The 12,297-nt window shown below is 55.7% G+C and carries 8 protein-coding genes; 4 read left to right on the top strand and 4 right to left on the bottom strand.

Annotated features, from left to right (window positions below; translation table 11 throughout):
- Positions 1-278: 278 nt before the first annotated feature.
- Positions 279-2,285, top strand: coding sequence for a HAMP domain-containing methyl-accepting chemotaxis protein (locus FDK21_RS18400; RefSeq protein ID WP_171022151.1), 2,007 nt, complete (start codon positions 279-281; stop codon positions 2,283-2,285).
- Positions 2,286-2,372: 87 nt separating this feature from the next.
- Here FDK21_RS18400 and uxuA read toward each other — a convergent pair whose 3' ends face one another.
- The 4 genes from uxuA to FDK21_RS18380 form a co-directional block, all read right to left on the bottom strand.
- Positions 2,373-3,530, bottom strand: a complete 1,158-nt coding sequence (gene uxuA, locus FDK21_RS18395; RefSeq protein WP_138150389.1) for a mannonate dehydratase — start codon at positions 3,528-3,530, stop codon at positions 2,373-2,375.
- A gap of 75 nt (positions 3,531-3,605) precedes the next feature.
- A complete protein-coding gene (locus FDK21_RS18390; protein ID WP_114007868.1) occupies positions 3,606-4,364 on the bottom strand; it encodes an FCD domain-containing protein in 759 nt (252 codons plus the stop codon).
- An 8-nt stretch (positions 4,365-4,372) separates the two neighbouring features.
- The gene (locus tag FDK21_RS18385) at positions 4,373-6,202 is read right to left on the bottom strand and encodes a glycoside hydrolase family 2 TIM barrel-domain containing protein (protein ID WP_138150388.1); all 1,830 of its coding nucleotides are present in this window, start codon (positions 6,200-6,202) and stop codon (positions 4,373-4,375) included.
- Between the two features lie 148 nt (positions 6,203-6,350).
- On the bottom strand, positions 6,351-7,334 hold the full coding sequence (locus FDK21_RS18380) for a TRAP transporter substrate-binding protein (RefSeq protein ID WP_114007870.1): 984 nt from the start codon (positions 7,332-7,334) through the stop codon (positions 6,351-6,353).
- A gap of 561 nt (positions 7,335-7,895) precedes the next feature.
- Here FDK21_RS18380 and FDK21_RS18375 point away from each other — a divergent pair.
- The 3 genes from FDK21_RS18375 (at position 7,896) to FDK21_RS18365 (ending at position 12,295) form a co-directional block, all read left to right on the top strand.
- The gene (locus FDK21_RS18375) at positions 7,896-8,393 is read left to right on the top strand and encodes a TRAP transporter small permease (protein ID WP_138150387.1); all 498 of its coding nucleotides are present in this window, start codon (positions 7,896-7,898) and stop codon (positions 8,391-8,393) included.
- A 23-nt stretch (positions 8,394-8,416) separates the two neighbouring features.
- On the top strand, positions 8,417-9,721 hold the full coding sequence (locus tag FDK21_RS18370; protein ID WP_114007872.1) for a TRAP transporter large permease: 1,305 nt from the start codon (positions 8,417-8,419) through the stop codon (positions 9,719-9,721).
- Positions 9,722-9,910: 189 nt separating this feature from the next.
- Positions 9,911-12,295, top strand: coding sequence for a glycoside hydrolase family 31 protein (locus tag FDK21_RS18365; protein ID WP_138150386.1), 2,385 nt, complete (start codon positions 9,911-9,913; stop codon positions 12,293-12,295).
- Positions 12,296-12,297: the final 2 nt, after the last annotated feature.

The following is a 12,297-nucleotide window of genomic DNA, read 5'->3' as shown; positions in this document are numbered from 1 at the left end:
CTCAATCGCAACCTTGCGTATTCTCATCGCACAATCCCTAGTGAAATCTCTCGAATTCTGCCCATGTTGTCGAAGAAAATGGAATAGACAAAAATGCACAGCCAGAAAAGTGACGCAGTAGGAGTAAGTCAGTAATATTTTACTAACCATTTCAACCTGTAATTGGTGCCTGTGTGATGGCAAAAGGATTCAACAACATGCCCTATGATTCGCGGAATGGTCCGAGCGGGTCGGACAAACCAACCTCAAGACAAGAAGTCTCAGGTTCAATCTCCTTGATGAAGAAGCTCAAAATCGGTACGCGCATCTATATCGGCTTTGGCATTTTGCTTGTGACCATGGTGGCGCTGGTTCTGTCCAGCATCATCGAGCTGAAAGGGTTGGGAACCGCTTTCACAGCAACAAAAAACATGTCCCGTCAGGCGGCCCTAAGCGCTGACATTCGCGCAACGGTCTATGATGTACAGCTCAAGGCGGCATCCTACATCAAGAGCGGTGAAGAGGAAGATCAGCGTGCTTTCGTCAAAGGGCAGGAGCATCTGCGCGAGCTGATCGCCAGCGCGCGGGGAGTCATGACCGCGCCGACCTTCAGGGCTGCCATCACCTCTGTCGAGACGGAGATGGAATCCTACAAGAATGCCTATCAGCAGATCGCCACCCAGATGCAGATGCGCCATGATGTCGTCTACAACATTCTGTCGCCGACCGGCATGGCGATCCTGAACAATCTGTCACATATTGCGAACGAAGCCTCCAGAGCCCAATCCTATGAGGCCGCCCTGCAGGCAGGCATAGCGCAACAGGACCTGCTCAAAGCACGCCTGTTGGTCATGAAATTTCTTGATGTGAACTCGGCCGATCTGGCAAATCAAACCAAGGGGGAATTCAAATCCCTTGAAACGATGCTGAGCAAACTGGAAGACAATCTCAGCGATACCGGACTGCGCACCAAGTTGGCGCAGGTTCGTCAGGATGTGGCGGAGTATGTCCGCTCCTTTGAGCGTCTTGTGAAGTTGATCAATGAACGCAACGCCTTGCGCGACAATGTGCTCGACATGAATGCCAAGGCGATGATTGCGTTGACGGCACAAATCGAACAGATGATCGAAACCGACAGCAACACGCTGAGTGATGAGACCACACGCAATCTGGATAGCGCCCAACGCTTTCAGCAGATCTTTGGCCTGCTGGCGGTCTTGTTCGGTCTGGTCGCCGCGATCTTCATCGCCCGAGGCATTGCCAAACCGGTGGTCACTCTGACCCATGCCATGAAGCAACTGGCCGACGATGATCTCGGTGTCGATGTGCCGGGATGCGAGCGCGGGGATGAACTGGGCGAAATGGCCACTGCCGTGGAGGTCTTCAAGCAAAATGGCATTCATAGCCGCGAGCTGGAACAGCAGCAGGCTCTCGCCAAACAGCAGGCTGAAGAAGAGAAGCATCAATTGATGATGCAGATGGCCGACGACTTTGATGATCATGTGGGTGGCATCGTCAATGCGGTTTCCAGTGCCTCGACGCAACTGAGCGGCACCGCGCAATCCATGTCGGATGTCTCGGAGGAGACCGCACAGCAGGCGTCGCAGGCCTCGGCCGCCTCGACCCAGACCTTGAGCAACGTGCAGACCATTGCCTCGGCCACCGAAGAAATGACCGCCACCATCGGAGAAATCAGCGAGCAGGTTGCTCTGGCTGCCAATGCTGCGGTGGAGGCCGTCGAAAAGGTCAACGAGACCAACCAGCAAATGGTCGCACTGGCAGGAACGGCCGACAATATCGGCAAAGTGGTCGAAATGATCGCCAGCATTGCCGAACAGACCAACCTGCTGGCGCTCAATGCCACCATAGAATCGGCACGTGCCGGGGCTGCAGGCAAGGGCTTTGCTGTGGTCGCGGGCGAGGTGAAGGCGCTGGCGGGTCAGACAGCGAAAGCGACCGAGGAGATCAGCCAACAGATCTCCAGCATTCAGGGAGCCAGCAAGCAGGCTTCCGGCTCGATGGAAAGCGTCAGTACGGTCATTCAGAGGGTCAGCGACATTTCGACCGCCATTGCGGCGGCAATGGAAGAGCAGAATACCGCCACCCATGAAATTGCCGGCAGCATCAATCAGGCTGCGCAAGGGTCTGAAGTGGTGAATACCAACGTTGAGGCCGTCTCGGATGCATCCAAGCGGGCAGGTGCCGCCTCAAGCGAAGTCATGAGCGCAGCGGGAGAATTGTCGGAACAGGCGGAGAATCTCAAACTCGAAGTCGAGCGGTTCATCCGACAGGTGCGGACCGGCTAATCAGGCCCGCACCACTTGTCAGCACACAAAACCCGGAAAAGAGCCTGTCTTTTTCCGGGTTTCTTCTTGGTTGCGGGGTCTTGTTGTTTATTCGACGGTTGCTCCTAGCGCCAGCATGGCGCCGCGCAATTCGGCCAGACCTTTGAGGCGCCCGATCGCCGGATAGCCGGGGTTGGAGCGGCGGGTCAGATCATCCAGAATCTGATGCCCATGGTCGGGGCGGAATGGCAGTGAGCGCCCCAGCCGATCCTCAAGAGCCTTGAAGGCCCGGATGACTTCAACCATATCGACGTCGCCGCCAAAATGATCCGCTTCATAGAAGCTGTTGCCATCACGCTTGGTGGCGCGCAAATGGAAGAAATGGATCACCTCGGCAAATTCCTCGATCATCGCGACCAGATCGTTGCCTTCGCGCACCCCATAGGAGCCAGAGCAGAGAGTAAAGCCATTGGCCGGACTGTCATTGATGGCCCGCAGGGCGCGCATATCCTCGATAGTGGAGACGATGCGCGGCAGACCGAACATCGAGCGCGGAGGGTCATCAGGATGGATGGCCATGGTGGCCCCCACTTCATCGGCGACCGGCAGAACGCCATTGAGGAAGTCGGCCAGATGGGCGCGCAGGCGGTCCTGATCGATGTCATCATAGAGCGCGATCTGGGCGGCGAACTGCTCAATTGTGTAGCTTTCTTCCGAGCCCGGCAAACCGGCAATGATGTTGCGGACCAATTGATCCTTTTCTTCATCGCTCATGGTTTCGAAGGCTTTGCGACCGGCAGCCATATCTTCTGGCGAATAGTCAGCCTCGGCCCCTTCGCGCTTGAGGATGAACAAGTCAAAGGCGACGAAGCGGTCCTGATCAAAGCGCAGGCAGCGGGCTCCATTGGGCAGGGCCCATGCAAGGTCTGTGCGGGTCCAGTCGATCACCGGCATGAAATTGTAGCAGATATTGGTAACGCCTTCGGCGGCAAGATTGCGCATGCTTTGCGCCCAGTTGGCTATCAGTTGGCGCCAGTCACCACGCTGTAACTTGATATCCTCGTGGATCGGGATCGATTCCACAACCGACCAGACAAGGCCAGCTTCCTCGATCATTTTCTTGCGTTCGGCAATTGCCTCGCGCGGCCAGACGACCCCGTTGGGAAGATCATGCAGAGCGGTGACGATGCCCGTTGCACCGGCCTGTTGGATATCTTGCAGGGTTACAGGGTCATTTGGCCCAAACCAGCGCCAGGTCTGCTTCATGGCTTTGCCTCTTATTGTTCGGTACACCGTCCAGTTCGCAGCCCCTCAGGCCAAACGGGTACAATTTTGATAACATTACGGCTTGTTGAGCTTGATGACCTTTGGGGTCTTGAACAAGTAGCCGTCAAATTTCGGGTCCTCAACATCGGACAGGATCAACAGGGTGTTGCGGACATTCTCCAGATGGTTCCACATGGCATCCCGTGCCTTGCCCGGATCCTTGCGATTGAGGGCGGTCAGGATCTGCTGATGGTCATCGAGCCATTGCTTGCGATAGCTTTCATCAAAGATGCGGGCATGCAGGCCATCCCAGATCTTGTTGCCCTCGCGCAGCCGCCACATATCAGCAACCATATCGACCAATACGCTATTCTGGGTGGACTCGGCGATCAGCCTGTGGAACCACTCATCGCCATCATAATCGTCGCGCCCGGCCTCAATGGCCTGAATTTCCATATCAAGCGCTTCCTGCATGCGCGTGATGTCATTCTTGGTGACCATGGTCGCCGCAAAGGCCGCAATGTTGCTCTCCAACAGCTGACGGGCCTGCAACAGCTCGAACGGACCGATGTCACTGCGCGCCATTTCGGTCTTCTCGGACTGGTTGGGTAACCGGGCGATATAGGTGCCCGAGCCTTTGCGCACCGAAACCAGTCCTTCAATCTCGAGCATGATGATGGCTTCGCGTACAACGGAGCGGGACACTTCGAAGTCATCAGAGATCTGCCGTTCGGTGCGCAAACGCGTGCCGACAATGAGATGCTGCTCGATCATCTCCTTTTTCAGCGCCTCTGCGACTTCCTGGTAGCGTCTCTTGCCAGCTTCCGGGATCATCTGGGACCTCACTTCCCGTTCTTGTTCTTGCAAGCCTCTTGCTCTTGCTGCTTCTGTGCATAGAATGCCGCGAGCTTGTGAAAGGCTTCCTTCTTGGTCTGTTTGTCTCCGGCGATCAGACCCTTCTTGTTGCGGCCCTGCTGGAACATATTCTGGCGTCTCTCAACACGGAAGTCATACAGAATCCACGGAGAAATCCCCTTTACATAGTCCAAGGCACGCAAAGTCTCAATCTGCCGTTCATAAACATGAGTCTGATAAGCTTCGCTGAAGAGCCCGGCCTTGGGTCCAGTGCTGCTGATGTCCGCATCGGCCCCGGTTTCGGAAATCACCACCGGCTTGTCTGGTGCACTGTTGATGCCGATTTCGACCAGATCCTCGAAATTCTCTTCATACCAGCCGTAATATTCGTTGATGCCAATCACGTCGATATAGTCAGACAGGCGATCCTCGATCTTCTTTTTGGCATGGTTGATCAGGCAGGCTGCCGATGTCAGGCGGGTCGGATCATAGGCCTTGGCGGTTTGGGCCAATGAGCGCATGAAATCAAGGCGGGCATCGGTGTCCGGATTTTCGTTGCCGACCGACCAGATGATAACGCTGGCGCGGTTGCGGTCGCGCTTGATCAACTCGATCAGCTGATTCTGGGCATCCTTGTAAGTGGCCGGATTCTCGAAGTCGATGGCCCAGTAGACAGGGATCTCTTCCCACAGCAGGAAGCCCATTTCATCGGCAATCTTCGATGCCAGTTCATGATGCGGATAATGGGCCAGGCGCAGGAAATTGCAGTTCAATTCACGCGCATGCTCAAAACGGCGGCGGATGTCATTCTCGCATGTCACCTTGCCAGTATCGAAATCATCCTCATGCACAGAGATGCCGCGCAGGAACAATGGCGCGCCATTCAACCGCAGCTCGGCGCCGATCTGTTCGATCTGGCGGAAACCGACCCGGTCGCGCACCTCGTCGTCACCGATGCTTGCGACCACATCATAAAGCTTCGGCGTGTCAGGGGACCACAGCTCTGGCGAGGCTTCGAGGACCGCCTTGGCGAGGCCATTCTCATTCGGCGTCAGGCTGGCATAGAGGCGCAATCCGGGAATGGAAAACTCCACATCGCCTCGCGCCGGGCCGTCGACCTGCACTTCCACGGCAATGCGTGAATAGGTCCCATCAGCCACCAAAGCCACATAGAGATCCCGAATGATGGTTTTGGGTGTGGTGTAGAGCGCCACCTCGCGATAGAGGCCACCATAATTGAACCAGTCGGTGTTGCGCATGGGCACACGATCCGTCGTGCGCGTGTTATTCACGCAGAGCATCAACCAGTTTTCCCCTTCGCGGAGCGCACCGGTCAACTCGAAGCAGAAAGGGGTGGAGCCACCATAATGGTTGCCCAGAAAATCTCCATTGAGAAAAATCTTGCAGTCATATTGGGCCGCGCCAATGCGCAGGAACTTGCGCTCGTCAGCGGATAATTTGTCGATCATCAAGGGGCGAGAATACCAGGCACTGCCTTCAAAGAAGTACCATTTCTCCTTCAGCATCTGCCAGTTGGAAGGCACCTCGACCTGTTCGCCCATATAGGGATCGTAATCATAGGGTTCGATCCGATCAATCGGGTCCATCTTTTCCAGAGCGAACCATTTCTGGCGCAGGCCTGTATCCAGCAGATCAACGCAGAAGTTCCACGACCCGTTGAGACTTTCGGCCTCACGACCTTCGACAAACAGCATGGTCTGGTGGTTGAGCGCCTGATTGTTATAGGGCAGATCATAAGCCTCGTCATGGAGGCATTGGAGCGCGTTTTCGGCCAGTTCGGAACGTTCGAGGACCATGGTTTGTCTTCCTGTCTTTGATTGCCGGGGGCTTGTCCAGCGAGGAGGCATGGCGGCAATCCGCCATGCCGAAGCGTTTCATTCGGTTGCCTCAAGGGGCACGGGCAACCTGCAAAACGGTCACAGACCGTTTGTTGCTTGCCGTTTGTTACTTGGCAACAGCCTTGATGCGTTCGATCAGGTCTGCAACGCGTTCGGATTTCGATGCAGCTTCTTCATGCATTGGCAGAACGGCTTCGATGAACGGGCCTTTTTCGACTTCAACGAATTTCACGTCGAGTTCGGCTTTGGCTTTTTCGATTTCAGCAGCAACCGTCTTGTTCCATTCCGCACGGTGGAAATCCATGGATTCACGGGCAGCCTGTTTCAGGGCTTTCTGCTGGTCTTCGGACAGGTCGTCCCAAACCTTGGTCGACATCACCACAACGGAAGGAATCATGGTGTGGCCATCGTCGGAATAGACTTTGGAGACTTCACCATGACGCGCAGTGGTCAGAGCGGTCGGGTTGTTTTCAGCGCCGTCAACAACGCCCTGTTTCAGAGCGGAATAGAGTTCGCCCCAGGAAATAGGGGTCGGGTTGCCGCCAAGCAATTCCACCATGCGAATAGCCGATGGGGATGGCTGTACGCGGATTTTCATGCCTTTGAGATCGGCCGGAGAATTGATGGCCTTGTTGGCATAGAAGGAGCGTGCGCCTTCCACGTAATAGGTCAGACCAATGAAGCCCTTGTCACGGGAGGCCATCATCACGTCGTCGCCAATTTCACCGGACAGCACATCATAGTAATGGTCTTCGGAGGTGAAGATGTATGGCAGGTTGAAGGCGGTGTAGGATTCTTCAAAGGCTTCCAGTTCGGAGCCGTTGGATTTGGCCATGGCGAGCGTGCCATTCTGAACCAGCTCCATGGATTCACGCTGAGTGCCAAGCTGGGCGTTGGCATAGACGCGGATCTTCACTTCGCCATTGGTCAGCTCTTTCACACGGTCAGCCATGAACTCCATGGATTTGTGCAGCTGATGCTCTGGCGGGTTGTTGTGGTTCAGCTTCAGGGTCACTGCGCTGGCAGCGGTTGCGGTCAGTGCGAATGCGGCACCAGCCACTGCACCAAGAACGGCAAGATTGCGTTTCATCGATTTCCCTCCCGATTGAAGAATTCAGTCGGCTTCGTTGTCTCAGACCACCCGTACGCTGATTGTTTCGGACGGCCGCGGTGAGCTTTGTATGGCGCATCGCAACAGAATCGAGTGTCTTAATGCTGCGATGCGGTCTAACCAATTTTCTAATTTGGTCGACCAAACAATTCGCCATTTTCGAATTTTTGTCAAACAATTTTTATTTTGGTTGACCAATTTTGTTTTTTGAGCGATGTGTATAGGTGAGTGAGATGCCGGATTATTCCGATACTGACTGGCATGGCCCACCGATTTGCGGCAATTTTCACAGGAAAACCGCACAAATCTGGGCTTTAAAAACCGCCAGCGCTCTTTTCGGGAGGAAAAAACGTGCCAGCATCCCCCAACATACTGCGTGTATGATCTTGGTTTCGTCGCCCCGTTCGGCGACCGCTGAGAGACTGCGCAAATCCAGCATTTTGGGTTGTGTCGAAATTGGCCGACCAATTTCAGTTTCCCAGAATGTCAACCCGAGCCCGACCTTGTCGGGCCGAGCGCTATTTTTATGGGAGTGCGGGCATGAAACATGCTGTTCGCTTTGTGAACGGGGTCCTAGGCAGCCTGACGGTTGCGATTTTCACCATATTGGTCATTTGTGTCGTGTGGCAGGTCGTATCCCGCTTCATTCTTGGTACACCGAGCACCACAACTGACGAGATTGCCCGCTTCCTGTTCATGTGGGTCGCTTTCATGGGCGCGGCCTACACGCTGGGCCAGAAGCGCCATCTGGCGATCGACGTTGTCAGCCTCTGGCTGGAAGGCAAGAGCCTGCGCAATATCCGCATCGCGGTTTACTTCATTATCGCCGCCTTTGTCATTGTCGTCATGATGTATGGCGGCTGGCAGTTGATGATGGACACGTTGCAGAAGGGACAAGTCACCCCGGCACTCCGCATTCCGATGGGCTATGTGTATGGTGCCATTCCCTTTTCTGGCGCAACCATGCTGTTTTATTGCGTGGTTCTGATCGTTGAGCTGCTCGATCCGGACAGCCCAAACGACACCCAAACGTCCTGAGATCGAAAGAGGAAATCTGAGCTATGGAATGGCAAGCAACAATCACGCTTTTTTCGATCTTCATTCTGTTGATGGCCCTCAGTGTGCCCATCTCCTTTGCGATCGGCATTGCGACCTTCTTCACATTTATGGTGATCTCCTTCACCTTTGATCAGTCGATCTTCATCGTCGCCCAGCAAATGGCGTCTGGTCTGGACAGCTTCACTCTGCTGGCGATCCCTTTCTTCATTCTGGCAGGCAACATCATGAACCGGGGCGGTATCGCCATGCGGTTGATCGAATTTGCCAAGATCCTTGGCGGTCGTCTGCCCGGCTCACTGGCCCACTGCAACGTGCTGGCCAACATGATGTTTGGTGCGATTTCCGGCTCGGCTGTGGCCTCGGCTGCTGCCGTGGGCGGGGTGATGGCTCCGGTGCAAAAGAAAGAGGGCTATGATCCGGCCTATTCGGCCGCGGTCAACATTGCCTCCTGCCCAACCGGTCTGCTGATCCCGCCATCGACCACCTTCATTGTCTATTCCCTAATCACCAACGGCACCTCGATCGCCGCTCTGTTCGTGGCGGGTTACATTCCCGGTATCCTGATGGGCCTTGGCCTGATGGCCGTGGCTGGCTTCATTGCCAAGAAACGCGGCTATCCACTGGCCCCCAAGCCAACCTGGAAGGAAGTGCTTGAGAAGTCCTGTGATGCCGTGCTGCCACTGGGTCTGATCTTCATCATCATGGGTGGCATCATTGGTGGTATTTTCACAGCAACCGAAGCCTCGGCTGTTGCAGTGGTCTATACCCTGTTCCTGGCGCTGATCTGGTATCGCGAAATCACGATTTTCGATCTGCCCAAAATCATTCTCGAATCAGCAGTGACCACCTCCATCGTGCTGCTGATGATTGGCTGTTCGATCGCCATGTCGAAGGCAATGGCTTTCTCCGACATTCCGTTCACCATTTCCGACGCGCTGATGTCCCTGTCTGACAATCCAATCGTGATCTTGCTGGCAATCAACCTTGCCCTGCTGGTGATTGGCACCTTCATGGACATGACGCCTGCGCTTTTGATCTTCACCCCGATCTTCCTGCCGGTCGTGCAGGATCTGGGCATGGATCCGGTGCATTTCGGTGTGATGATGACCTTCAACCTGTGCATCGGCATCTGCACGCCTCCGGTTGGGTCGGCCCTGTTTGTCGGCTGCTCGGTCGGCAAGGTTGCCATCTCTCAGGTGCTCAAGCCACTGCTGCCTTTCTATGTGGTGCTTGTCGCGCTGCTGCTGGCCGTCACCTATATTCCACAGCTGTCGCTGTTCCTGCCACAGCTGTTCCTGGGCTACTAAACGAAGCCTTCCTGGGAAGCCGCCGGATTTCTGGCGGCTTCCCACCTCTCTTGCCTGCAGGTGCGCACCGTCCAGCCGTTCAGGCTCTGTGATTTGGCACCATAAAGACGCACCGCGTCCCGCAAGAGCCTATCCAATCAGGGCCTTTGCCCCCTCTCAGGAAACTGAGCCCCATTCAGGACTATGAGCATGTATCAACTGAAAAACTGGAGTCTGGCCAGCCAATCGGACACAGGCGTCGCACTTGACGTCGAAGGCCGTCATGTCATGCGGATCGACATTCTGGAACCCAAAATGATGCGGGTGCAGTTGCTAAAGGATGGGGCCTATCGACTGGATCGCAGCTGGACCGTCGCCCCCAATGGCGATGCCCCACTTGAAGGGCGTGATCGGTCGCGGTTGGATGGATTTTCCTGTCCCAGCTTTGATGTGATCAATGAAGGCGACCGTCTGACACTGGAAAGCGACTGTCTGAAAGTCACCGTGATGACACCGCTCCGGCTGGTTTGGCATGGGCGCACAAGCAAAGACGCACCCTGGCAGAAAATGGCCGAAGACCGCCCGACCGGCGCTTATGAGCTGGGGCGCAAAGATCATGCCCATCGCCATTATTTGCTGCGCCAGCCGGGGGATCTTTTCTTTGGTCTGGGTGAGAAATCCGGCGCGCTGGAGCGCACGGGCCGCCGCTTCGAGATGCGCAATCTGGATGCCATGGGCTATGATGCCAGCAAAACAGACCCGCTTTACAAGCATGTGCCCTTCACCATCACGCGGCTGGAGAGCGGTCTGTCCTATGGCCTCTTTTACGACAATCTGGCCCCTTGCTGGTTTGATCTGGGCAACGAGCTTGACAATTACCACAAGCCCTATCGCGCCTATCGGGCCGCTGATGGAGATCTCGACTATTATGTCACCCTTGGACCTAGCATCGCCGATGTCACCAAAGCCCATGTGCGGCTGACCGGCGGCACAGCCTTTTTGCCACGCTGGGCGCTGGGCTATTCCGGCTCGACCATGTCCTATACGGATGCGCCCAATGCGCAGGAGCAGTTGGAAGGCTTTGTCCGACTGGTCACCGAGCATGACATTCCCTGCGATAGCTTCCAGCTTTCCTCGGGCTATACCTCCATCGGCGACAAGCGCTATGTCTTCAACTGGAACCACGACAAGGTGCCAGACCCGAAAGGCATGGCGAAGCTGTTTGCCGATGCGGGTGTTGAGCTGATTGCCAATATCAAGCCATGCCTGTTGCAGGACCATCCGCGCTATAAGGAAGCCGACGTCAAGGGGCTGTTTGTCCGCGACAGCGAGACCGGCAACGCAGAACGTTCGGTCTTTTGGGATGACGAAGGCAGCCATCTCGACTTCACCAATCCGGACACGCAAGCCTGGTGGCAGGCCAATGTGAAGACGGCGCTGCTTGATTATGGCATCAACAGCACCTGGAACGACAATAACGAATATGAAATCTGGGACCGACAGGCCCAGTGCGCCGGTTTTGGCACGCCGGTCGATATCGACCTGATCCGTCCGGTTCAGCCATTGCTGATGACCCGCGCGTCGGTTGCAGCCCAGCTGGATTTTGAGCCGTCCAAGCGGCCTTATCTGATTTCGCGCTCCGGCTGTCCGGGCATTCAGCGCTATGCCCAGACTTGGTCCGGCGACAACCGCACCAACTGGACGAGCCTCAAATACAACATTCCGATGGGCCTTGGGATGAGCCTGTCCGGCCTTTACAATATCGGCCATGATGTCGGCGGCTTTGCAGGTCCACGGCCAGAACCGGAATTGTTTGTCCGCTGGGTGCAAAATGGCATTTTCCATCCGCGCTTCACCATCCACAGCTGGAATGATGATGCAACGGTGAATGAAGCCTGGATGTTCCCGGAAGTCACCCACCATATCCGCAACGCTATCAAGCTGCGCTATAGTCTGCTGCCATATCTTTATACGCTGCATTATCAGTCCGTCGTCGATGACGAACCGATGCTGCGCCCGACCTTCCTTGACCATGAAGGCGATGATCGCTGCTTTGACGCGACGGATGACTTCTTCCTTGGCAGCGATCTGCTGGTCGCCTCGGTGGTGGAAGAAGGGGCAACCAGTCGCACCGTCTATCTACCAGACAATGGCGCTGGCTATTATGATTTCTGGACCGGCACCTATTATCAGCCCGCGCAGGTGATCCGCCAGAGCGTCGATCTTGCCTCAATCCCGCTCTTTGTGCGGGCAGGGGCAGTTCTGCCACTCTCGCCCGGTGTGGATCGATCTGGCTCGGTCACCGGGCAAATGCGCCAGTTGGTGATCTATCCACGCAAAGGGGCGCAGCGCGAGGCCTGTCACTCCTTCCTTTATGAGGATGGGGTCGACAATGCCGACGCCCTGGATGGTGCCCACCGTCTGACAGAAATCACTTTGGTGGAACAAGAGGATAGGCTCTTGCTCAATTGGAGCCATTCCGGCACATTTGACCCGCAGCTTGCAGGATGCAAGATCAGTGTCTGCGGGGACGACCATCGCCCCGTCCTTGTGAATGGGGTTGCCTATCTCGACGACACGATCCTTCGCTTCTGAGC

This window comes from Cohaesibacter sp. CAU 1516, assembly GCF_005771485.1.
In the GTDB taxonomy this organism is placed as follows: domain Bacteria; phylum Pseudomonadota; class Alphaproteobacteria; order Rhizobiales; family Cohaesibacteraceae; genus Cohaesibacter; species Cohaesibacter intestini.
The sequence above is the reverse complement of the archived record's forward strand: the minus strand, read 5'-3'. Positions and strand labels throughout refer to the sequence as shown.